At 70.0% G+C, this 21546-nt stretch carries 19 protein-coding genes and 1 riboswitch; of the genes, 3 read left to right on the top strand and 16 right to left on the bottom strand.

All coding sequences use genetic code 11. The annotated features are described in order from the left end of the window. Positions 1-30: 30 nt before the first annotated feature. Together ACZ7M7_RS14040 and ACZ7M7_RS14035 are read left to right on the top strand one after the other, a co-directional pair. Positions 31-1209: a Glu/Leu/Phe/Val dehydrogenase dimerization domain-containing protein gene (locus tag ACZ7M7_RS14040; RefSeq protein ID WP_383600386.1), complete on the top strand. Its 1179-nt coding sequence runs from the start codon at positions 31-33 to the stop codon at positions 1207-1209. Positions 1210-1279: 70 nt separating this feature from the next. After that, positions 1280-1900 (top strand): TetR/AcrR family transcriptional regulator, encoded by a 621-nt coding sequence (locus ACZ7M7_RS14035; protein WP_383600388.1) that lies wholly within the window; start codon positions 1280-1282, stop codon positions 1898-1900. 97 nt (positions 1901-1997) lie between these two features. Here ACZ7M7_RS14035 and ACZ7M7_RS14030 read toward each other — a convergent pair whose 3' ends face one another. The 3 genes from ACZ7M7_RS14030 to ACZ7M7_RS14020 all read right to left on the bottom strand — a co-directional run bounded on the left by ACZ7M7_RS14030 (position 1998) and on the right by ACZ7M7_RS14020 (position 6539). Then, positions 1998-2783 (bottom strand): SGNH/GDSL hydrolase family protein, encoded by a 786-nt coding sequence (locus ACZ7M7_RS14030; RefSeq protein ID WP_383601185.1) that lies wholly within the window; start codon positions 2781-2783, stop codon positions 1998-2000. A 263-nt stretch (positions 2784-3046) separates the two neighbouring features. Next, on the bottom strand, positions 3047-4000 hold the full coding sequence (locus ACZ7M7_RS14025) for a LysM peptidoglycan-binding domain-containing M23 family metallopeptidase (protein ID WP_472116072.1): 954 nt from the start codon (positions 3998-4000) through the stop codon (positions 3047-3049). 4 nt (positions 4001-4004) lie between these two features. Then, positions 4005-4162: riboswitch (cyclic di-AMP (ydaO/yuaA leader) on the bottom strand. Positions 4163-4469: 307 nt separating this feature from the next. Next, a complete protein-coding gene (locus ACZ7M7_RS14020; protein ID WP_472116069.1) occupies positions 4470-6539 on the bottom strand; it encodes an alpha-galactosidase in 2070 nt (689 codons plus the stop codon). A gap of 191 nt (positions 6540-6730) precedes the next feature. Here ACZ7M7_RS14020 and ACZ7M7_RS14015 point away from each other — a divergent pair, with 191 nt between their 5' ends. Beyond that, positions 6731-7528, top strand: coding sequence for a tyrosine-protein phosphatase (locus ACZ7M7_RS14015; RefSeq protein WP_472116066.1), 798 nt, complete (start codon positions 6731-6733; stop codon positions 7526-7528). Positions 7529-7549: 21 nt separating this feature from the next. Here the strand turns inward: ACZ7M7_RS14015 and ACZ7M7_RS14010 are convergent, their stop codons facing one another. From ACZ7M7_RS14010 to hpnC, 13 genes are all read right to left on the bottom strand, one after another. Continuing rightward, entirely contained in the window at positions 7550-7672 is a 123-nt protein-coding gene (locus tag ACZ7M7_RS14010) for a DUF6126 family protein (protein ID WP_383600400.1), read from the bottom strand. Further along, complete coding sequence (locus ACZ7M7_RS14005; protein ID WP_472116063.1) at positions 7669-8337, bottom strand: helix-turn-helix domain-containing protein; 669 nt, start codon at positions 8335-8337, stop codon at positions 7669-7671. The genes ACZ7M7_RS14010 and ACZ7M7_RS14005 overlap by 4 nt, the downstream gene beginning before the upstream one ends. A gap of 78 nt (positions 8338-8415) precedes the next feature. Beyond that, positions 8416-9801, bottom strand: coding sequence for an aspartate aminotransferase family protein (locus ACZ7M7_RS14000; RefSeq protein WP_472116060.1), 1386 nt, complete (start codon positions 9799-9801; stop codon positions 8416-8418). Then, positions 9798-11798: a 1-deoxy-D-xylulose-5-phosphate synthase gene (dxs, locus tag ACZ7M7_RS13995; protein ID WP_472116057.1), complete on the bottom strand. Its 2001-nt coding sequence runs from the start codon at positions 11796-11798 to the stop codon at positions 9798-9800. The genes ACZ7M7_RS14000 and dxs overlap by 4 nt, the downstream gene beginning before the upstream one ends. A 31-nt stretch (positions 11799-11829) precedes the next feature. Continuing rightward, positions 11830-13005, bottom strand: a complete 1176-nt coding sequence (ispG, locus tag ACZ7M7_RS13990) for a flavodoxin-dependent (E)-4-hydroxy-3-methylbut-2-enyl-diphosphate synthase (protein ID WP_383622007.1) — start codon at positions 13003-13005, stop codon at positions 11830-11832. A 4-nt stretch (positions 13006-13009) separates the two neighbouring features. After that, entirely contained in the window at positions 13010-14032 is a 1023-nt protein-coding gene (hpnH, locus tag ACZ7M7_RS13985; RefSeq protein ID WP_383600415.1) for an adenosyl-hopene transferase HpnH, read from the bottom strand. A 5-nt stretch (positions 14033-14037) separates the two neighbouring features. Then, complete coding sequence (locus tag ACZ7M7_RS13980; RefSeq protein WP_472116053.1) at positions 14038-14679, bottom strand: phosphorylase family protein; 642 nt, start codon at positions 14677-14679, stop codon at positions 14038-14040. Beyond that, a complete protein-coding gene (gene shc, locus ACZ7M7_RS13975) occupies positions 14679-16694 on the bottom strand; it encodes a squalene--hopene cyclase (RefSeq protein ID WP_472116050.1) in 2016 nt (671 codons plus the stop codon). Before shc ends, ACZ7M7_RS13980 begins: the two co-directional genes overlap by 1 nt. A 143-nt stretch (positions 16695-16837) precedes the next feature. Next, a complete protein-coding gene (locus ACZ7M7_RS13970) occupies positions 16838-17902 on the bottom strand; it encodes a polyprenyl synthetase family protein (protein ID WP_383601188.1) in 1065 nt (354 codons plus the stop codon). Between the two features lie 71 nt (positions 17903-17973). Further along, the gene (gene hpnE / locus ACZ7M7_RS13965; RefSeq protein WP_472116047.1) at positions 17974-19401 is read right to left on the bottom strand and encodes a hydroxysqualene dehydroxylase HpnE; all 1428 of its coding nucleotides are present in this window, start codon (positions 19399-19401) and stop codon (positions 17974-17976) included. Further along, complete coding sequence (locus ACZ7M7_RS13960; protein ID WP_383600427.1) at positions 19398-19541, bottom strand: DUF6380 family protein; 144 nt, start codon at positions 19539-19541, stop codon at positions 19398-19400. Before ACZ7M7_RS13960 ends, hpnE begins: the two co-directional genes overlap by 4 nt. Continuing rightward, a complete protein-coding gene (gene hpnD / locus ACZ7M7_RS13955; RefSeq protein WP_472116043.1) occupies positions 19541-20503 on the bottom strand; it encodes a presqualene diphosphate synthase HpnD in 963 nt (320 codons plus the stop codon). The genes ACZ7M7_RS13960 and hpnD overlap by 1 nt, the downstream gene beginning before the upstream one ends. Continuing rightward, positions 20500-21429 carry a squalene synthase HpnC gene (gene hpnC / locus ACZ7M7_RS13950; RefSeq protein ID WP_472116040.1) on the bottom strand — a complete coding sequence of 310 codons (930 nt, stop codon included), beginning with the start codon at positions 21427-21429 and terminating at the stop codon, positions 20500-20502. The genes hpnD and hpnC overlap by 4 nt, the downstream gene beginning before the upstream one ends. Positions 21430-21546 lie beyond the last annotated feature (117 nt).

Raw genomic sequence — 21546 nt, 5'->3', positions numbered from 1 at the left:
CCCTCTCCCCTCCCTCACCCCGGAGACCCCATGGCCACGCCCCTGCTGTCGCTCACCTGGACCGACCACGTCACCGGCCGCCAGGGCTTCCTGGTCGTCGACCGGCTGGTACGGGGCGTGTCCAGCGGCGGGCTGCGCATGCGTCCGGGCTGCACGCTCGACGAGGTCACCGGGCTCGCCCGCGGCATGAGCATGAAGGAAGCCCTGCACTACGACCCCGAGGCCAGGTACATCCCCCTGGGCGGCGCCAAGGGCGGCATCGACTGCGACCCCCGCGATCCGGAGGCGTACGGGGTCCTCGTGCGCTATCTGCGGACCATGCGGCCCTACATCGAGAACCTCTGGACCACGGGCGAGGACCTCGGGCTCTCCCAGGACGTGGTCGAGCGGGCCGCCGCCGAGGCGGGGCTCGTCTCGTCCGTCCAGGCCGTGTATCCGCTGCTCGACGACGAGGCCGGCGCCCGCACCCGGCTCGCGGACGCTTTCGCGGTCGAGGTGGACGGCATCGGGCTCGACGAGCTGGTCGGCGGCTGCGGGGTCGCCGAGTCGGTGCTCACCGCCCTGGACAGGGCCGGTGTGCCGTACTGGAGGACGCGCGCCGCCGTGCAGGGGCTCGGGACCATGGGCGGGGCCACGGCGCGCTTCCTCACGCGCGCGGGGCTCACCGTCGTGGCCGTCGCCGACATCAAGGGCACGATCGCCAACCCGGCGGGCCTCGACATCGAGACCCTGCTGGCGGCACGGGACGCGTACGGCACGGTCGACCGGGCGGCGCTGCGGCCCGGCGACCGCGAACTGCCGGGTGACGCCTGGCTGTCGGCCGAGACGGAGGTGCTGGTTCCGGCAGCCGTCTCCTATGTGATCGATGCCGCCAATCAGGGGCGGATCACCGCCCGCTGGATCGCCGAGGCGGCCAACATGCCGGTACGGCCGGAGGCGGAGGAGCTGCTGGCCGCGCGGGGCGTGACCGTGCTGCCGGACGTCGTGGTCAACTCGGCCACGAACGCCTGGTGGTGGTGGACGCTGTTCGGCGACGTGGGTCCGGACGCGGACGAGGCGTTCGCCCACACCCGGCGCTCGATGCGCGCCCTGACCGACCTCACCCTGGCCCGGGCCGAGACCGACGGGACGACGCCCCGGGCCGCCGCGCACGCGATCGCGGAGGACCGGTTGCCGGTGATCGCCGAGCGGTTCGGTCAACTCCGGTGACCGCAAAGGCCCCGGGCCCCGACTCGACCGCGGCCCGGGAACGGCCCGCTGCAAGCCTTAGGGTGGCCGAGTGGCAAGAGTGCGGTTGAGCGTGGCGGAGCGGCGTGAGGAGTTGCTGCGTGCCGCCGTGGAGCAGATAGAGGCGCGGGGCGTGGCGGCGGTCAGGATCGCCGACGTGGCCGCGGCGCTCGGGGTGAGCAACGCGCTGGTGCTCTATCACTTCGCCACGAAGGAGAAGCTGGTCGCCGCCGCGTTCACGTACGCGGCCCAGGGCGACCTGGCCCGTCTGCGACGGGTCCTCGGGCGTCGTACGACGGCACTGCGCCGGCTGCGCGCGGCAGTGCGCTGGTACGCGCCGACCGGCCAGGCCAAGGGCTGGCGACTGTGGATCGAGGGCTGGGCGGCGGCGCTGCGCGAACCCGCGCTGCAGGAGGTCACGCGGGACCTGGACCGGCAGTGGAAGGCCGCCATCGCCGAGGTCATCGCGGAGGGCGTGGCCGCGGACGAGTTCCGCTGCCCGGATCCCATGGGCGCAGCCCTGCGCCTGACGGCCCTCCTGGACGGGCTCGCCGTGCAGATGACGTCGTACCGCGGCGCGGTCTCACGCGCGCGTGCCCAGGAGTGGGTGGACGAGGCGCTCGCCCGGGAACTGGGGCTGGAGCGGGAGGCGTTGACGGCGTCGTCGCGCTGACGCCGGCGCATGTGTGGGCCGTACCGATCACACGTCGGCACGGCCCACACCTGCACGTCACCCGCGAAGCCGATCGCGGGTCGGTCGCGAACCGCTCTCAAGCCACCGATTCGATCCGCATCTTGATGTCGTCCGGGGACAACGCGCCCTTGGCCGTGACGTGGTCCCCCGAGGACTCGCCGCGCAGGCGCCGCCCGATCCAGGGCACCAGGTACTCGCGGGCCCATTGGACGTCGTCGCGGCGGATGTCGAGGGTGCCACGGGGCGGGAGCGGCGGCCAGGGCTGGTCCGGGTCGGCCGGGACCTCCAGACCGAGGACCTGGCCCGCGCGCAGCGCCACGCGCGTGTGCCCCTCGGGAGACAGGTGGAGCCGGTCGTGGTCCCAGGCCCGGCGGTCCTGAACGGTCTTCAGGGACCACAGGTCGAGCACCGGACATCCGTACCGGTCGGCGATGGCCCGTACATGACCGTTGTAGGTGGCGATCTTGCCGCGCAGATGTCTCAGCACGGGCACGCCACGGGTGTCGAAACCGGTCGTCACCATGACGGCGCCGACCTCGGAGGTGAGCCGGGCAATCGCCCGCTCGAAGCGCTCGGCGACCTCGTCGGGATCGGTGCCGGGCCGGATGATGTCGTTGCCGCCCGCGCAGAACGAGACCAGGTCCGGGGCCAGTTCGACGGCCTTCGGAAGCTGGTCCTCGACGATCTGGTCGAGCAGTTTGCCGCGCACGGCGAGGTTCGTGTAGTTGAAGTCGCCCTCGGGTCGTCGGTCCGCGAGCAGGACCGCGAACCGGTCGGCCCAACCGACGAACGCCCCGTCGGGGCCGGGGTCGCCGACGCCCTCGGTGAAGCTGTCCCCCACCGCAACGTACGACCCGATCACTGATCTGCTGTCACTCTTCGAATCGTCTGCCACATCGGCCCATGATTCACCTTCGAATGTGACCTACGCGACCGTAGGACGGGGTTGACGATCGGTGAGATAAGCCACTCCTAAAGTGTTCACCAAACGTGGAATAACCCTCTGATCAGGGGTGTTGTGGGCGCAACCGCCACACAGCCCTCCGCACGCAGACCGAAGGCCGGACCCGGGGATCGGGGTCCGGCCTTCGGCAGCGTGTCAGGCAGGTGGCTTCGCGGCAGGCGTCAGCCGACGGAGACGCCCTTCGAGCGGAGGTAGGCGACCGGGTCCAGGTCCGAGCCGTAGTCCGGGGTGGTGCGGATCTCGAAGTGGAGGTGCGGGCCGGTGACATTGCCGGTCGCGCCGGAGAGCCCGACCTGCTGGCCCGCCGTCACGGACTGGCCGCTGGAGACGGACAGCGAGGACAGGTGGGCGTACTGGGCGTAGTGGCCGTCGGCGAGCTGGATGACGACCTGGTTGCCGTACGCGCCGCCCCAGCCGGCCGAGACGACGGTGCCCGCACCAACTGCCTTCAGCGGGGTGCCGGTCGGGGCGGAGAAGTCGACACCGGTGTGGTAGCCGCTGGACCACATGCTGCCCGCCACCTTGTAGGCGGTGCCGAGGGTGGCGCCGTCGAGGGGGGCGGAGAAGCCGCTGGAGGCGCTGGTGTTCTCGGCGCTCTGGGCGGTCGTGGTGGTCTTCGACGCGGCAGCCTTGGACGCCGAGGACTTCGAGGCGGTCGTGTCCGAGGACGACTTCGAAGGCGCGGAGGAGGAAGACGAGGGCGCGGACGAGGACTTGGGGGCGCTCGTCTCGGCCTTCTTGCCGCCGATGGTGAGCTTCAGACCCGGGTGGATCAGCGCCGGGTCCGCGCCGACGGCCTCACGGTTGTCGGCGTAGAGCTTCTTCCAGCCACCGCTGACGTTCTGGTCGTCGGCGATCTTCGCAAGGTAGTCGCCGACCTTGACCGAATAGGTCCGCGCGTTCGCCTTCTTGTCGGTGGCCTTCTTCTCGGCCTTCTTCTCGGCGACCGGAGCGGACTGAACGGCCTTTTCCGAAACGGACTGAGAAGGAGCGGCGTGGGCGCCGGTGGCTCCGATGAGCGGGAGAGCCAGAGCAGCGCCACCGGTTCCGGCGACGGCGATGGAGCGGGTGAAGCGCAGGGACTTCGGGCGGCGATGCTTACCCTTCGCGGGCATGGCGAATTCCTCTCCGGCGCCTGCGAGGTGAGCTGTCGGGTGCGGGCTGGAGATGCCCGGTCGCGTCGGGACGCGACTTGACCCCAAGCCGTTCCGGAGACCGGAACAGGCGGTTGTACCTGTGGGTCCCCCGCTCCTGCCGGGTACGGGTGAGTTAGCGCGGGATCCGGTCGGCGGCAGGATTAGGCGTCCGTCCGGATTGGTGTGGAACGTAAGCGAGAAAGACGCACGGGAACAAGTGAGGGGTTCCGTCCGAATGCGTTCCTGTTGATCCCTTGTGGGAATTACCGGTCACACTCCGTAAATTGTCGGGACGTCGCCCGACTCAAAACCCCTCGAAAAGCACGTGAATTACGTGAACATGACGAGCGACGCACGGTCACGAATATGACGCTCCTCACGTGACACTTCTCCAGCTCCCTTTACTCCAGAGCGAGTTGGAATGAAGGTGCCAATTCGGACAGAACTCCTAGATGCGACGCAGTCGGATAACCGTCGCATCAAGGTCGCCACGCAGGTCGGTGCGAAGTCCGTGATGCACCAATACCGCCCCTCGGTGAACTTCGCCCGTTTCAAGGCATTCGTACGATGCTGTCGGGTCGAGGACACGCAGTCGCAGCGCCGGGGCGGGCTCGCCAAAACTCTGGGCCTGGAGCCAGGCCAGGACGACCGTCTCGTCACCGAGCACGTACTGCTCCGCACTGAGGCCGCCCGCCGGAGGCCGCAGCCGATAGAGGTCGCCGCGCTGCACCACGGGCCGGATCTGCTTGTAAAGCGTCACCCACTCCCGCGCTTCGGCGAGCTCCTCCTCGGTCCACCGGGTCAGGTCGCCGCCGCCGCCGAGCACGCCGGCCATGGCGCTCACGAACCGGAAGCGCAGGGAGGCGGCCCGGTGGTTGAGCATGGCGTTCGGGCTGTCGGTGACCCAGGCGGCCGTGGCCCTCGCCGGATGGATCTGGCTGAAGCCGTGCTGGATCGCGAGCCGGTCGAGAGGGTCGGTGTTGTCCGAGGTCCACACCTGGTCGGTACGGCTGAGCACGCCGAGGTCGATCCGTCCGCCGCCGCCCGAGCAGGACTCGAAGGCGACGCCGGGGTGAGCGGCGCGCAGCCGGTCCAGCAGGTCGTAGAGCGCGCGCACATGGTCGAGCCACAGGCGCTGCGGGTACGCCTCACCGGGCCAGCCGGCGTCGGTGAAGCAGCGATTGAAGTCCCACTTCACATAGTCGATCGGGGCGCAGGAGAGGAGTCCGTCGAGCTGCCCCCACAGGTATTCCTGAACGTCGTCGCGCGCGAGATTCAGTACGAGCTGATTACGGAGCTCCGTCCGCTTTCGTCCCATTTGATGCTGAATCCATTCTGGATGCGCGCGATACAAGTCACTGTCCGGATTGACCATTTCTGGTTCGACCCAGATGCCGAACTGCATGCCGAGCGCGTGCACGTACTCGGCGAGCGGCTTGAGCCCGGACGGGAAGCGGTCGGGGTTGGGTGTCCAGTCTCCGAGTCCGGCGCGGTCGCTGGTGCGCTTCCCGAACCAGCCGTCGTCGACGACGAACAGCTCCACGCCGATGGCCGCGGCACGCCGCGCGAGCAGGCTCTGCTGCTCCTCGGAGATGTCGAACTCCGTTGCCTCCCAGGAGTTGAACAGCACCGGCCGGTCCCGGTCCGCGTCCGGGATCACGTACGCGCGCTGGTACGCATGCCAGGCGCGACTGGCCCCGCCGAAGCCACCGTCGCTCCACAGGCCGGCGAAGACGGGCGTCGTGAAGGACTCCCCCGTCGCGAGGCGCAGCAGGCCCGAGTCGTCGTATCCGGCACCACCGGTGATCTGGACGCGCGCGTCTGGGAGGTGCGCCACGGCGATACGCCAGGACCCCGACCAGCCGAGAGCGCAGCCGTAGACCTCGCCGCGCTCCTCGGTGGCGTCCGTGTCGAGCGCGACCCAGGGCAGATGCTGATGCCCGGTGTGTCCGCGACGGCTGCCGATGACCTTCTCCCCATAGGTGAGGGGGGCCTGCGTGAGCCGGGACTCGGCGCCCCACCGTCCGTGCAGCTGGGACAACCGCCGGCCGTCCCGGTCGGGCAGCGTCCAGGTGGCCGAGTCCGCGCGCAGCAGCTCCAGGACGGGTCCCTGGTTGTCCAGGGTCACCCAGCGCTCCACGACGTCCGCGCGCATCCGGTAGTGCAGGGTGACGTCCAGCCCGCCGTCACGAAAGCGCAACCGCAGCTCGTCGCCCTCGGTCTCGTACCGCTCGAACGCCCACTCGGTGCCACGCCGCTCGTCGGTGCGAACGGACAAGGCGGGTCGTACGAAGCGGGGGCCGCCCTCGACCGGGTACTCCTCACGGCCATCGAGCGGGGACTCGAAGGGCCAGTACTCCGGCAGCGGGCGTACGGCGAGGGCCTCTGCGTCGGCGAGGGCGATGCGCGGGCCCCAGTGCAGGTGCAGGAGCTCGTCGGCGTCCGTCAGATGGACGGCATAACTGCTGGTCGGCCCGGAGAGGAGCCACGTACGGCCGTTGTCGGAGATCTCCAGCATCAAGCCCTCACAGATCTGAAACAGATACGAACAGGTACCACCAAGTACCAACATCATCAAGGGTCCGGCGATCCCGAGGCAACGCCTGTGGACAACTCATTGGCCCAGGAAGCCATGTCGTATCGTCGAGTGCGCACCCCGTCGACCGCATCGCCGAGCCGCGTCGACGGGGCCGACTGGGAGGAGCCCCCGTGACGCAGCAGATCCCGTCGACCGAGCCCGAGCTGGCCGGAGTTCGCAATTTTCGTGATGTGGGCGGACTGCCGACCATGAACGGACGGCGGGTGCGACACGGGGTTCTGTTCCGCAGCGGCCACCTCGCGCACGCGACCGAGGACGACGCGGCCTTCCTCGACACCCTTGGGCTGCACACGATCTTCGACTTCCGCAACGCGGCCGACCAGAAGCTCGAAGGCGCCGACGTGGAGCTGCGGGGCGTACGCAATGTGAACCTGCCGCTGTCCGACCCCGCGGACGGTGCCGAGTTCTGGAAGATGGTCCGGGACGGCAACCTCGACCAGCTTCGCGAGATCCTGGCCGACGGCAAGGGCGCCGGCCGGATGATCGCTTCCTACCGCATGATCATCAAGGAGCGCACCGCCGAGCACTCCCAGGTGCTGCACTCCCTCGCGCAGGACAGCGTCCCCGCCCTGATGCACTGCGCGGCCGGCAAGGACCGCGCAGGCCTGTCCATCGCCGTGACACTGCTCGCCCTCGGCGTCGAGCGCGAGGCGATCGTCGCCGACTATTTGGAGTCGAACGCCAAGCACCGCCGCTACAAGGTGCGCCGCAGCGGCAGCGACGCCTCGGCCTACTCGCCCGAGGTCATGGAGTTGCTCAGCCCCCTGTTCGACGCGCGGGCCGAGTACCTGACGGCGGCCTTCGACACGATCGACGAGGCTTGGGGCGGCGTCGAAACGTACCTGGAGCAGGGCCTGCGGCTCACCCCGGAGACCCGGGAGCGGCTGCGGGAGCGACTGCTCGACTGACGCCGAGCGGCCCCCTCCCGGCTACTGCTGTGCGCCCATCTCGAACAGCAGGTAGATGAACGCCGCGAAGAGGTGCCCCACCGCGATGTAGATGATGAGCCGCACCCACAGGGCGCGAGGGAACTTCTCCTCCATGTTGCTCATGGCGTCTCTCCAGGGGTGGGGCCCAGGCACAGCGTGGCCGTGGGGCTCTGCAGCAGGGTGTGGACGAACAGGAGCTCGACCCCGTCCTGATCCAGGGCGGCGATCCGGTGCGGGGTGAGCGAGTCGAAGTGCGCGCTGTCGCCGGGCGCGAGCCGGTGCGTGGCGTCCCCGAGGCGCAGCCGCAGCCGCCCCTCGAGGACGTGGAGCCACTCCTCGCCGGGATGCACGCGCACGATGTCGCCCTGCGAGCCGTACGGCACGTGCACGCGCAGGGCCTGCATGCCACGCCCGGACGCGCCCGCCTGCCAGTACGTCCAGCCGCCGGCCGCGATCGGCTCCATGTCGGCGGCACGCACCACGGCGTCCCGGTCGGCGACCGTCTCGCCGAGCAGCTCGGAGACGGTCGTACCGTAGATGCGTGCGAGCGCGAGCAGCATCGGCAGCGAGGGCTGGCGCTGCCCGGTCTCCAGGCGGGACAGATGCGCGGGCGACAGCCCGGCGGCGCGGGCCGCGGCCTCCAGGGTGAGGGAGGCACGGCGGCGCAGCGCGCGGAGCTGGGGCGCGACGGCCGGCAGGGCATCGACCGGCCCGGACGCGTCAGTCTCCGCCCCGAGTCCCGGCTCGGTCTCGGTCTCGGGTTCTGGCTCGGTCTCGGGAGAGCTCATGCTCTCCATTCAGCCGGATACTTGCCTCTGCGGCAAATTTCTTGCCTCAGAGGCAAAAGCTGCTCACGGCCCCGGATGTCAGCGGTTGGCGACCGCCTGCTTGATCAGCGTCTTGCCGAAGTCCCACATCAGCCCGCCCCCACTGTGGGCATCATCCATCACGTCCGTGAAGGCGTCGACGAACCGGTCCACCTCGCGCTCGCCGATGATGAGCGGCGGGATCAGCTTGATCACCTCCAGGTGGTCCCCGGAGACCTGGGTGAGGATCCGGTGCCGCCGCAGCAGCGGTACGACGACCATCTGCGCGAACAGGCCCTTGCGCGCGGCCTGCAGCATGGTCCAACGGCTCCGCAGCTTCAGCGAGTCGGGCCTGCCGAACTCGATGCCGATCATCAGGCCCCGGCCGCGGACGTCGGCGAGCAGCTCGTACTTGTCGGTCAGCGCCGCGAGCCGCGACCTCAGCTGCTCCCCCGTCGCCCGCGCGTTCGCGACGATCTGTTCGTCCTCGATGACGGACAGCACGGCGAGCCCCGCGGCCATGGCCTGTGCGTTGGATCCGAAGCTCGCCGAGTGGACCAGCACGCGGTCCATGGACGAGTAGACCTTCTTGAAGATCCAGTCCTTGCCGAGGGTGGCGCCCACCGGCACATATCCGCCGGAGAGCGCCTTGGCCACACACACCAGGTCCGGCTCCACACCGTCCTCGTGCTGGTAGGCGTAGAAGTCCCCGGTGCGGCCCAGTCCCGTCTGCACCTCGTCGGCGATGAGCAGTGCCTTGTGCTTGTGCAGCATGTCCTGGGCGGCCCGCAGGTAGCCGCTCGGGGCCTCGTGCACGCCCTTGCCCTGGATCGGCTCGACGATCAGGGCGGCGACGTCGCCCTTCTTCAACTCCCTTGCCAGGGCGTCGAGATCGCCGAGCGGTACGGCCGTGTCGGGCAGCAGCGGGGCGAAGCCGTCCCGGAAGCCGGACTCGCCGTTGACCGACAGCGAGCCGGTGGTCAGCCCGTGGAAGGCGTGGTCGCAGTACAGGATCCGCGGCCTGCCGGTGACGAACCGCGCGAACTTCAGCGCGGTCTCCACCGCCTCCGTACCGCTGTTGCCGAAGAAGACGCGGTCCAGGTGCGGGCTGTGTGCGAGCAGCTTCTCGGCCAGCAGACCGGGCAGCGGCTGGCAGTCGAAGCGGGTGAGGTCGGCGAGCTGGGCGTCGAGGACGTCGTGCAGCGCCTTGCGGACGACGGGGTGGTGGCGCCCCAGGCCCATCACCCCGAACCCGGCGAGCATGTCCAGGTAGTCGTCGCCGTCCGCGTCCCAGAAGTAGGCGCCCTCGGCCCGCTCGTAGACCTTGTCGAAGCCGATGGTGTGCAGCATGCGCGGCAGCTGGTGGTTGAGGTGCCTGGTGTGCAGCTCGTAGCGCTCGGCTCCGCGCTCGGCGAGGAGTCTGCCGAGGTCGAACTCCGTGGTCATTCGGCTTTCTCCTTGAGGGCTTTCTCCTTGACGGCCTTCTTCTTGACCGGCACGACGGCACGACCTTCATGGCCGCCGGCACGACCCTGATCGCGGCCGGTACGACCGTCGTGGCCGCCCTCCGCCTCCTTCAGGGCGAGGCTCGCGCTGATCCGTCCGGCGACCTCCACGGGCGTGAGCCCGATGTCGGCGAGCACCTCGCCCCGCTTGGCGTGTCCGAGGAACTGCTCCGGGATGCCGAACCGCCGTACGGGTACGTCGACTTCGGCATCGCCCAGCGCGAGCGCCACGGCGGAGCCGACCCCGGACGCCCGGCTGTTGTCCTCGACGACGGCCACCAGCCGGTGTTCGGCGGCGAGCGGCGCGAGCGCGGGGTCGACCGGCTTGACCCACCGTGGGTCGACGACGGTGCAGTTGATGCCGCGCGCCTGGAGCAGTTCGGCGGCCTGGAGGCACACCGGCGCCATCACGCCGACCGCGACCAGGAGGACCTCCGGCTCGCCCGCGTCCCGGTGCAGCACGTCCAGGCCGCCCACCCGGTCCACCGCCGGGATCGACGGTCCGACCGACTCCTTGGGGAACCGCACCAGAGTGGGCGCGTCGTCGACGGCCACCGCCTCCCGCAGCTGCGCCCGCAGCTGGTCGGCGTCGCGCGGCGCGGCGATCCTGAGGCCAGGCACGACCTGGAGGATCGACAGGTCCCACATGCCGTTGTGGGAGGGCCCGTCGGCGCCCGTGACGCCGGCCCGGTCCAGCACGAAGGTCACCCCGCACCCGTGCAGCGCGACGTCCATCAGCAACTGGTCGAAGGCACGGTTGAGGAAGGTGGCGTAGATGGCGACGACCGGATGCACCCCGCCCGTCGCGAGCCCCGCCGCCGACACGGCCGCGTGCTGCTCGGCGATCCCGACGTCCCAGACCCGGTCCGGGAACCGCTCCGCGAACTTGCCGAGCCCCACGGGATGCAGCATGGCCGCCGTGATCGCCACGACGTCCTCGCGTTCCTCGCCGATCCGCACGATCTCGTCGCCGAACACCGACGTCCAGGACGGGCCGTTGGACGGCGCGAGCGGCTCGCAGGTCAGCGGGTCCATCACGCCGACGGTGTGGAAGTGGTCCTCCTCGTGGGCGAGGGCGGGTTCATAGCCGCGCCCCTTCTCCGTGAGGCAGTGGATCAGCACCGGCCCGTGAAAGCGCTTGGCCCGCCGCAGCGCGGACTCGACGGCGCCGATGTCGTGCCCGTCGATCGGGCCGACGTACTTCAGACCCAGGTCCTCGAACATGCCCTGCGGCGCAAAGGCGTCCTTGAAGCCCTTCTTCGCGCCGTGCAGCGACTCGTAGACCGTGGGGCCCACCAGCGGTGTCCGCAGCAGTACGTCCTTGCCCCAGGCCAGGACCCTCTCGTAGCTGTCGGTCGTGCGCAGGGTGGCCAGGTGGTTGGCCAGGCCTCCGATGGTGGGCGCGTACGAGCGCTCGTTGTCGTTGACGACGATGATCAGGGGCCGGTCCTTGGCGGCCGCGATGTTGTTGAGCGCCTCCCAGGCCATGCCGCCGGTCAGCGCACCGTCGCCGATCACCGCGACGACGTGTCCCTTCTCGCCCTGGACCTGGCGCGCCTTGGCGAGCCCGTCGGCCCAGCCGAGCGCGGTGGAGGCGTGACTGTTCTCGACGATGTCGTGCTCGGACTCCTCCCGCGACGGGTAGCCGGACAGGCCGCCCTTGCCGCGCAGCTTGGAGAAGTCCTGGCGCCCCGTCAAAAGCTTGTGTACGTAGCTCTGATGACCGGTGTCCCAGACAATGCGGTCGACCGGCGACTCGAAGACCCGGTGGAGCGCGATGGAGAGTTCCACCACCCCCAGATTGGGTCCGAGATGTCCACCGGTCCTGGCGACCGCGTGCACCAGGAACTCCCTGATCTCGTCGGACAGTTCACCGAGTTCCGCCTCGGACAGCGCCTTCAGGTCGCGTGGTCCCCGGATGCTCTCCAAAATCGTCACGCTCGGGCCCCCTCTCGGTCCGTGCCTGGTTTCAGCTCACAGTCACTTCTGGTTTCCCCGTGACGATGGAGGCGCCCGTGGCGTCCCCGTCCTGCTCCATCTGCTCGGCGATCTTCATCGCCTCTTCGATCAGGGTCTCGACGATCCTGGACTCGGGGACGGTCTTGATGACCTCGCCCTTGACGAAGATCTGGCCCTTGCCGTTGCCGGAGGCAACCCCCAGGTCCGCCTCCCGCGCCTCACCGGGGCCGTTCACCACACACCCCATGACGGCGACACGCAACGGCACCTCCATGCCCTCCAGGCCCGCCGTGACCTCGTCGGCCAGCTTGTAGACATCGACCTGGGCGCGGCCGCAGGACGGGCAGGAGACGATCTCCAGGCGCCGCTGCCTGAGATTCAGGGACTCCAGGATCTGGATGCCCACCTTGACCTCCTCGGCCGGCGGGGCCGACAAGGAGACCCGGATGGTGTCCCCGATGCCCTGGGACAACAGCGCGCCGAAGGCGACGGCCGACTTGATCGTGCCCTGGAACGCCGGGCCCGCCTCCGTCACACCGAGGTGGAGGGGGTAGTCGCACCGGGCGGCGAGCTGCTTGTAGGCCTCGACCATCACGACCGGGTCGTTGTGCTTGACCGAGATCTTGATGTCCCGGAAATCGTGCTCCTCGAAGAGCGACGCCTCCCACAGCGCCGACTCGACCAGGGCCTCCGGCGTCGCCTTGCCGTACTTCTGCAGCAGCCGCTTGTCGAGCGACCCGGCGTTCACGCCGATGCGGATCGGCGTGCCGTGGTCCTTGGCCGCTCGCGCGATCTCCTTGACCTTGTCGTCGAACTGCTTGATGTTGCCGGGATTGACCCGTACGGCCGCGCAGCCGGCCTCGATCGCGGCGAACACGTACTTCGGCTGGAAGTGGATGTCCGCGATCACCGGGATCTGGGACTTGCGGGCGATCGTCGCGAGCGCGTCCGCGTCGTCCTGCGTCGGACACGCCACGCGCACGATCTGGCAGCCGGAGGCCGTGAGCTCCGCGATCTGCTGGAGAGTGGCGCCGATGTCCGACGTACGCGTCGTCGTCATCGACTGCACCGACACAGGGGCACCGCCCCCGACCGCCACCGGACCGACCTGGATCTGCCGCGACACACGCCGCTCGGCGATCGGCCGGAGGGGTACCTCGGGGACGCCCAAGGAGATGGCGGTCATGGCGTCACTCCCGGTTTCCGGAGACCGTCTCGCGCATGGCGCGCAGCGACTCCTTGAGCGAGCCCATGGTGGCGAGGACGGCGGTGGGCTCGTAGCCGCAGTGCGCCATGCAGTTGGCGCAGCGCGGGTCCTTGCCTCGGCCGTACTTGTCCCAGTCGGTCTCCTCGATCAGCTCGCGGTACGTCGGGACGTACCCGTCGCTCATCAGGTAGCAGGGGCGCTGCCAGCCGAACAGCGAGTAGTTCGGGATCGCCCAGGCGGTGCACGGGAAGTCGACCTTGCCCTCGAGGAAGTCGAGGAACAGCGGCGAGTGGTTCAGCCGCCACTTGCGGCGGTTGCCGCCCGCGAAGGCCTTCTTGAACAGCTCACGGGTCTGCTCGACGCCCAGGAAGTGTTCCTGGTCGGGGGCCTTCTCGTAGGCGTAGGCGGGCGAGATCATCATCTCGTCGACCTTGAGGTCGTCGTTGAGGAAGTTGAGCACCTCGATGATGGTCTGCGGGGTGTCGGTGTTGAAGAAGGTCGAGTTGGTGGTGACCCGGAAGCCGCGCCGCTTGGCCTCCTTGATCGCCTCCACCGCCTCGTCGAACACACCCTCCTTCGCCACGGACTCGTCGTGGCGCTCGCGCAGGCCGTCGATGTGCACGGCGAAGGCGAAGAAGGGGGAGGGCTTGAACTTTTCCATCTTCTTGCGCATCAGCAAGGCGTTGGTGCACAGGAAGACGTACTTCCGCTTGGCCACCAGCTGCCGCACGATCTCGTCGATCTGCGGATGCATCAGGGGCTCACCGCCCGCGATGGACACCATCGGCGCACCGGACTCGAGCACCGCTCCCACGGCCTGGGCCACCGGCATGCGCTGCTTGAGAACGCCGGCCGGGTGCTGGATCTTGCCGCAGCCCTCGCACTTGAGGTTGCAGGCGAAGAGCGGTTCCAGCTCGACGATCAGCGGAAACTTGTCCCGCCTGCGGAGCTTCTGTTCGGCCAAGTAAGTAGCGACCTTGATGGATTGACGCAGCGGCATGGCCATCTGGCTCACCTCCTGGGGAGCAACAAAGAACGGTGCCATTCAAAGAATGCGGGTAGAACGGAACGAAGGACGCGGAAAGCTGATATTCCACCGCGCAACGTGCCGATCCGGACGAGTTCATGTTCTGGAGCGTCCACGACCACCCGGACGGCCGCAACTGGGCGCTCGCCCGCGCGCACCGCGCCCAGCAGCGTGGCCGCCGATTCCATGTCGACCGCGATTGCGCCGGTCGAGAGCAGATCGGACCGTTCCTGACCACGGATGATGTGATCGGATCCGGTGAGGGGTCCGGTGTGGACGGTGCGGCCGGGAATGGTCCGCGCGAGCTCTTTGACGAGTAGGTCGGTCCCGACGCACGGAATGGTTCCACCCGGATCCCGGGTCTCCTCGGCGACGACCAGATCGCCGGGATGCATTCCGGGCGCGAGCCCCGCGCAGAACCCCGTGGCGAGCACGGCGGCACCGCTGAGGGCCGGGTCACGCAGGATCCGGGTGACGGAGCGCTCCGCCGCCCGAGGGCCCATGCCGGTCCGCAGTACGGTGACCGGCCCGCCCGCTCCGCCGCGATCGCTCGTGCGCAGGGCGAAGTGCTCGATGCCGAGCGCGCAGGCGATCAGCAGCGGGGCCGGGGCGGGCTGTGGGCTCATCAGCTCACCTTGGCCCCGGCGAGGGAAGGCTCGGACTTGTCGGCGAAGGGCTCCCCGTGGACGTACCGGCCGAGTGCGGTGAGCGGGAAGACCTGCCGGTAGAGGTGGTAGTTGATCGAGAAGTCCCAGGGGAAGCCGGTGCCGGTGAAGTACGGCTCGTCCCAGGAGCCGTCCTCGCGCTGGGTCGCCGCGAGCCACTCGACGCCGCGCTCGACGGCCTTGGAGTCCTTCTCCCCCGCCGCCAGCAGCGCCATCAGCGCCCATGCGGTCTGCGAGGCCGTGGAGGCGCCCTTGCCGCTCCACTCCTTGACGTACCTGTAGGAGCGCAGGTCCTCGCCCCAGCCGCCGTCGTCGTTCTGGACGGACTCCAGCCAGCTCACCGCGCGGCGGATCGCCGGGTGCGAGCCCGGGAAGCCGGCCGCCACCAGGGCGGGTACGACGGATCCGGTGCCGTAGACGTAGTTCACGCCCCAGCGCCCGAACCACGAGCCGTCCGGCTCCTGCTCGGCTAGCAGCCACTGGATGCCGCGCCGGGTGCGCGGGTCGTGGGCGAGACCCTCGACGGCCAGCATCTCCACCACGTGGGCCGTGACGTCCGCCGACGGCGGGTCGATGACCTCGCCGAAGTCGCAGAACGGCAGCCGGTTGGGGAACGGGCTGGTGTTGTCGACGTCGAAGGCGCCCCACGCCCCGTTCCTCGACTGCATCCCGAGGTTCCAGCGCACCCCGCGGCCGATCGCCCGCTCCATCCGTTCCGGGTCGTGGTGTCTGACCCGGCGCAGCGCGAGGACCACTTCCGCGGTGTCGTCGATGTCGGGGTAGTTGTCGTTGTGGAACTCGAACGCCCAGCCGCCCGGAGGCAGTTGGGGCCGCTTGACCGCCCAGTCACCGGGCCGGACGATCTCCTCGCCCAGCATCCAGTCGGCGGCCTTGACGAGCTGCGGATGGTCGGCGGCCACACCCGCGTCGACCAGCGCGATGGTCGCGAGGCAGGTGTCCCAGACCGGCGACTGGCAGGCCTCGATCATCCGGGCCCCGTCCTCGCGCCAGACGGCGAAGCGGTCCAGCGACGCCAACCCCTCCCGCATCACGGGGTGCTGGAGGTCGTAGCCGAGCAGGTACAGGGCGATGATCGAGTACACCGCCGGCGGCTGGATGCCTCCCCAGCAGCCGTCGTTCTCCTGCCGCTCGATGATCCAGCGGGCGGCGCTGTTCATGGCGGCTCTGCGCAGCCTGCGCGGGGCGACCTTGCGCAGCTGGTGCAGTGCTTTGTCGAGTCGCTGGAAGGCGCCGTCCCAACTGGCCGCCGAAGCAAGGGGCTTGGGCGGGTTGGGGCGGGCCGGATCGGTGTGCAGCTCGTCGAGCGGGAAGGGCGCGGGCCGTACCGGGCGCTTGGCGGAGACGACCGTCAGCGGGACGATGGTCTGCCGGGCCCAGCAGCCGAAGTCGTAGATGTTGAGCGGGACCCACTTGGGGAAGTAGATGAGCTCCGGCGGGAGTTCGGGCAGGTCCTCCCACTTCCACCAGCCGAACAGGGCCAGCCAGATCCGGGTGAACACACGGGAGGCGGCGATGCCGCCCTGCTCGCGGATCCAGGCGGACGCTGTCGCCATGTGCGGGGCGTCGGGCGCGTCGCCGGCCAGGCGGAGGGCGACGTAGGCCTCGATGGTGGCGGAGAGTTCGCCGGGCGCGCCGTAGAAGGTGCCCCAGGTGCCGTCCTCACGCTGCTCGCCCCGGATGAAGAGCGCGGCGGCCTGCGTGGTCTTCTCGTCGCGGATGCCCAGGAACTGACGGAGCAGCAGGTCCTCGGCGTCCATGGTGACGTTCGTCTCGAGGTCGCCCTTCCACCAGCCCTGGGCGTCCTGCTGCGCCAGCAGGAAGTCGGTGGCGCGCCGGGCGGCGCGTACGGCGGCTTCGTGGACCCCGGCCGCCACGGGGATTTCGCTGTCGGTGTCGCTGGCCGCGGCTGCCCGGGGTGGCAGTGCCCCGGTGCTTCCGTCGGTCGTCGCTGTCATGGCTTCCCCTTCGTGCAGTGCTACTGATAGTGCGTCTGCTGTGGGTCCGCCGTCGGCCGGTGCGCTGGTTCACGCTGCACCGGCCGGCGACTAAGCGAGGGTTATTCGACCGATACTGATCATCTCTTTTCGCCCGGTGGTGATCATCTCTTTCGTACGACGACGAAGTCGGCGAGTGCCGTGAACTGGTCCCGCACCCGGTCGGGCATGTCGACGGCATCGAGGGCCTCGACGGCGATGGCGTGCTGACGGCGCGCCTCGTCGGCGGTCCACTCGCGGCCGCCCGCCTCCTCGATGAGGGCGGCGCGGGCGGCGAACTCTTCCTCGGAGAAGTTCTCGAAGTCGCTGCTCTTGGCGTCGGCGGCGAGGATCTCGCCGAGTTGCTCGGAGGCGGAGCCGCCCGCCGCGAGTGCGGCCACGACCGGCAGGGACTTCTTGCGCTGGCGCAGGTCGCTCCAGGTCTGCTTGCCGGTGGAGACGGGGTCGCCCCAGATGCCGAGGAGGTCGTCGACGGCCTGGAAGGCGAGGCCCAGGTGGTAGCCGTACTTCTCCAGGATGTCGGCGGTGCGGTCGTCCGCGCCGCCGAGCACGGCGCCGATGGAACTGGCGCAGGCGAGCAGGGCGCCGGTCTTGTTGCCCTCCATCTCCAGGCACTCCTCGACGCTGACGCGGTCGCGGTGCTCGTAGGAGATGTCCTGCGCCTGGCCGTCGATGAGGGCGCGGGTGGCGGTGGTAAGGCGGCGGGTGGCGCGGCCGGCCTCGACGGTGCCGAGCTCCAGCAGGACCTCGTTGGCGAGCGCGAACATGGCGTCGCCGACGAGGATGGCCTGCGCGGGCCCGTGCACCTTCCAGACGGTGTCGCGGTGGCGGCGCTGTTCGTCGCCGTCCATCAGGTCGTCGTGCAGCAGCGAGAAGTTGTGGACCAGCTCGACTGCGACGGCGCCGGGGATGCCGGCCTCGGGCGCGGCGCCCGTGACCTCGGCGGAGAGCACCGCGAGGGCCGGGCGTACGGCCTTGCCGCCGTCGCCGGCCGTGGGGTTGCCGTCGGCGTCGATCCAGCCGAAGTGGTAGGCGGAAACGGTGTCCATGGGAGGGGCCAGGCGGTCGATCGCCGCCCGCAGTACCGGCGTGGCCAGGGTCCTACCGCGCTCCAGGAGCGCGGTCACGTCGACCGCGGTCTCTCGAGCGGCCTTCGAGGCCGGGGGCACAGTGGGCACGTTCTCTCCTCTTGTTGCGGTACCGGGGATGCGGGGGCCTGCCGCCCTGTGCTGGTTCAGCATCACGCCGCCTCCTCTACGTCGAAGAGGTGGCTGGGGCGGGGCCGGCCCAGGGCGCTCAGCGCGGCGCCGGCCGCACTCACGCCACTGCGGACCGCACTCTCCATGGTCGCGGGCCACCCTGTGGCGGTCCACGCTCCGGCCAGATACAGACCGGGTGCCTTGGTACGAGCGCCGGGCCGCAGCCGCCCGACGCCTGGAGCGGGAGCGAACGTCGCCGTGCGCTCCCTGGTCACGAAGAAGTCCTTCACCTGCGCGCCCCGCGCCTTGGGCAACAGCCGCTCCAGCTCGGGCAGATACCGCTCGCGCAGCGCGGCGACGGGTGCGTCGATCTCGTCCTGCGCGGCCGACTGGGACAGGGCGAGGTACTGGCCGCCGCGCAGCCCGGAGGCAGCGGTGCGGTCGAACACCCATTGCACCGGGGTGCCGAGCGCCGCGAAGAAGGGCCGGCTGAGCACCTGGCGGTCGTACACGACATGCACGTTCAGGATCGGTGCGGTGTCGATCTCCAGCAGCCGTTCGGGAGCGTCGAGGGCACCCTCGGGCAGCAGGTCGTAGGCCTCACGCTGGGCAACGGCGAGCACGACGGTGTCCGCCCGCAGGGTCTCGCCGGGAACCTGAACGCTCCAACGTCCGTTCTCGTCAGTGGAGATGGAGGTGACTCGTGTACGGACCTCGGTACGAACGCCCGCGGAGTCGAGCGCCTTGCGGGCCAGCCGGTCGTGCAGTTCGCCCAGCGGGACATGCGCCCATCCGATGTCGGCCGCGCCCGGGTCGGACAGCAGACCGGTCTTGAACACCATCGCGGCGAGCCCCAGCGAGGAGTCGCCCGCGACCGCGTTGAGCGTGGCGACCCCGACCAGGTCCCACAGGGCCTCGACGGCACGCGCCGACTGACCGTGCGAGGTCAGCCAGCTGCCGAAGTCCTGGGTGTCCAGGGTCGGATCCGCGAGGTCGAGCCCCTTGAGCGCGAGCGCGGCGCGCCCGACCTTGGCGCGATCGGCGAGCGACAGATGCGGATACGTCGCCAGGCTCCGGCCCAGGTGCAGGGGTACGGGCAGCGCGTCGCGCCGCAGCCTGCCCAGGCGCCGTCCCTCGGGCCGCGCGACGTCTACGACGGGCACGTCGAGGCGGTCCTGCAGCGGTGCCAGCGCCGTGCCCTCGATCCGGTCGAGGAACCAGCGGTAGGCGGTGCAGCAGCGCAGATATACGTGCTGTCCGTTGTCGACGACCAGGTCGCCGCGCTGGAAGGAGAAGGCCAGGCCACCGAGTCTCGGCCTGCCCTCGATCAGGGTGACGCGCACTCCGGCGTCGGCGAGGGCGAGCGCGGCGGTGATACCGGCGAGCCCACCGCCGATCACGACGGCGTCCTTCCCGGACCCTGACGGGACGTCGGCGAGCGACCCTTGTGGCGGCGTGCCGTCGGTCATCGTGCACCCTCCCCTGACCGACCGCCGTGCAAGTGCTTGAACGGTGCACGGCCGGTCGTCTCAGTCAGGGACGCGCCTCGGCAGCGGAGGGTTGCCCGCCACTTTTCGCCGGTGGCATCACCTTGGACCGGAATGTCCATCAGGCGCGCCTCCTGACGGCACGGCTGACGGTTCGGCGGGTCGCATGCCGGGCGTCCAGACCGGACAGACCCCGCACGGCGACGTAGGCCTTCTCGCGGCCGGGCAGTGAGACCCGGCCGCGCAGCACGGCCTCCGGGTCGCGCTCGATGCGGTCGAGGAGGCGCAGGTAGATGCCGGCCATCGCGGCGACGCAGGCGCCGCTGCGCCGGTCCAGCATGGGGAGCAGCCGGTAGCCCTCGGCGAACAGGGCGCGGGCCCGACGCACCTCGAAGTGCACGAGGCCCGCGAAGTCGGAGCCCTCCGGCGGGGTCGGCCCGCTGAAGCCGGCCGAGCAGCCGAACTTCGCGAGATCGTCGGAGGGCAGATAGGTGCGTCCGCCCTCGGCGTCCTCGCGGACGTCCCGCAGGATGTTGGTGAGCTGGAGGGCCAGCCCGAGCGTGTCGGCGTACTCGGGGGCGCGCTCGGCGCCGCGCGCGCCGGGCCCGGTGCCAAACACGCCGAGCGAGAGCCGTCCGATGGCGCCCGCCACGCAGCGGCAGTAGACCTTCAGGTCGTCCCAGGTCTCGTAGGTCTCGCCGCGTACGTCCATCAGGACGCCGTCGATGAGCTCGTCCAGGCCGCCGAGCGGAATCGGGAAGGCGCCGGCGGCGTGGGCGAGAGCGACGGCAACGGGGTCGGTGTCGTCCTCGGCGACCGCTCCGTCGCGGATGCGGGTCAGCAGCTTCCGGGTGTCCTCGAGCCTGGCGATCTTGACCTCGCCCCTCAGGGCGCCGTCGCCGATGTCGTCGACGCGGCGCGAGAACGCGTACAGCGCCGACATCGCGCGGCGCTTGGACGTGGGCAGCAGCCTGATGCCATAGGCGAAGTTCCGGGCCTGCTGCCCTGTGACGGCCTCGCAGTAGCTGTAGGCGGCGAGTACCGGTGCGGACGCGTGTGGTGCAGACTCCACGGTCCGGATCACCCCTCTCCTCGCAGAGTCACGCCCACCTCGCGCAGCAGCTGGAGCTTGCTGGCCTTGGGCGGGCCGGGAAGTACGTCGTATTCGGCGGCGGCGATCGCACGGATCGCCGCCCTCCCCCCGGCCACGAAACCCGCCAGCAGCAGCTTGAGTCTGCCGTGGACGCTACCCACCAGGGGGGTGCCTTCATTCAGGAGGTCCAGAGCACGTTCGGCTTCGTATGCAACCAGTGCGCGCACCGATGCGCCCGCTGTTTTTGCCGCCAGATCGGTTTCCTGGACGTGAAAACGCTTCATGTCCTGCGCGGGCAGATAAATCCGGTCACGGCCGAGGTCCTCGGCGACGTCCTGGATGTGCTCGACGATCTGCAGCGCCGTGCACACCGCGTCGGAACGGCGGATCCGCTCGGGCGTCCCGGTGCCGGTGACGGCGAGGACGAGCCGGCCGACGGGGTTGGCGGACAGTTCGCAGTAGGCAAGGAGATCGTCGTAGGTCTCGTACCGGCCGACGAGCTGGTCCTGGCGGTTGGCGGCGATCAGGCCGAGGAACGGCTCGGGGGTCAGCGAGCAGCGGCGGACGGTGTACTGCAGGCGGCGCAGCAGGGGGTGGCCGGGGGTGCCGTCGAAGACCCGGCGCAGGTCGGCCTCGAAGGCGTCGAGGAACGCAAGGCGGTCCTCGGCCTCCTCGGGCGACACGCCGAGGAGACGGGCGTCGGCACCGCCGGGGGCGAGATCGCCGTCGCCGATGTCGTCCACGAGGCGGGCGAAGCCGTAGACGGCCATGAGGTCGGTCCGCCAGGCCCTGGGCAGGAAGAACGGCGCCACGGGGAAGTTCTCCGCGGCGGCCTTGTCGAGTGTGTCGCGCTCCGGTTCACCTGGGCGCGCGGACTTTCCCGTCACCGTGGACTGCCCGGCGCAAGGACGGCACATGCTGCGTGGAGCTGGGGAGTTTCCGTAGCCATTGCCGTCACATCTCCCGTTCTACACCGCAGACCCAATGCACACTATTTCGGACACGCCGCCCGGACGTCCGCGCCGCAGCCCGGA

The sequence above is a fragment of the Streptomyces sp. NPDC111606 genome, assembly GCF_055656945.1.
Note: the sequence above shows the minus strand (reverse complement) of the source record. Positions and strands in the feature narration are given on the sequence as shown.

Coding starts and splice junctions, on each gene's coding strand:
- ACZ7M7_RS14025 (WP_472116072.1), bottom strand. CDS start 4,000: ATGCCCGCGAAGGGTAAGCATCGCCGCCCGAAGTCCCTGCGCTTCACC.
- ACZ7M7_RS14020 (WP_472116069.1), bottom strand. CDS start 6,539: ATGCTGGAGATCTCCGACAACGGCCGTACGTGGCTCCTCTCCGGGCCG.
- ACZ7M7_RS13980 (WP_472116053.1), bottom strand. CDS start 14,679: ATGAGCCCACAGCCCGCCCCGGCCCCGCTGCTGATCGCCTGCGCGCTC.
- shc (WP_472116050.1), bottom strand. CDS start 16,694: ATGACAGCGACGACCGACGGAAGCACCGGGGCACTGCCACCCCGGGCA.
- hpnH (WP_383600415.1), bottom strand. CDS start 14,032: ATGGCCATGCCGCTGCGTCAATCCATCAAGGTCGCTACTTACTTGGCC.
- ACZ7M7_RS14040 (WP_383600386.1), top strand. CDS start 31: ATGGCCACGCCCCTGCTGTCGCTCACCTGGACCGACCACGTCACCGGC.
- ACZ7M7_RS14000 (WP_472116060.1), bottom strand. CDS start 9,801: ATGACCACGGAGTTCGACCTCGGCAGACTCCTCGCCGAGCGCGGAGCC.
- ispG (WP_383622007.1), bottom strand. CDS start 13,005: ATGACCGCCATCTCCTTGGGCGTCCCCGAGGTACCCCTCCGGCCGATC.
- ACZ7M7_RS13960 (WP_383600427.1), bottom strand. CDS start 19,541: ATGGACATTCCGGTCCAAGGTGATGCCACCGGCGAAAAGTGGCGGGCA.
- hpnC (WP_472116040.1), bottom strand. CDS start 21,429: ATGTGCCGTCCTTGCGCCGGGCAGTCCACGGTGACGGGAAAGTCCGCG.
- hpnE (WP_472116047.1), bottom strand. CDS start 19,401: ATGACCGACGGCACGCCGCCACAAGGGTCGCTCGCCGACGTCCCGTCA.
- ACZ7M7_RS14010 (WP_383600400.1), bottom strand. CDS start 7,672: ATGAGCAACATGGAGGAGAAGTTCCCTCGCGCCCTGTGGGTGCGGCTC.
- ACZ7M7_RS14005 (WP_472116063.1), bottom strand. CDS start 8,337: ATGAGCTCTCCCGAGACCGAGCCAGAACCCGAGACCGAGACCGAGCCG.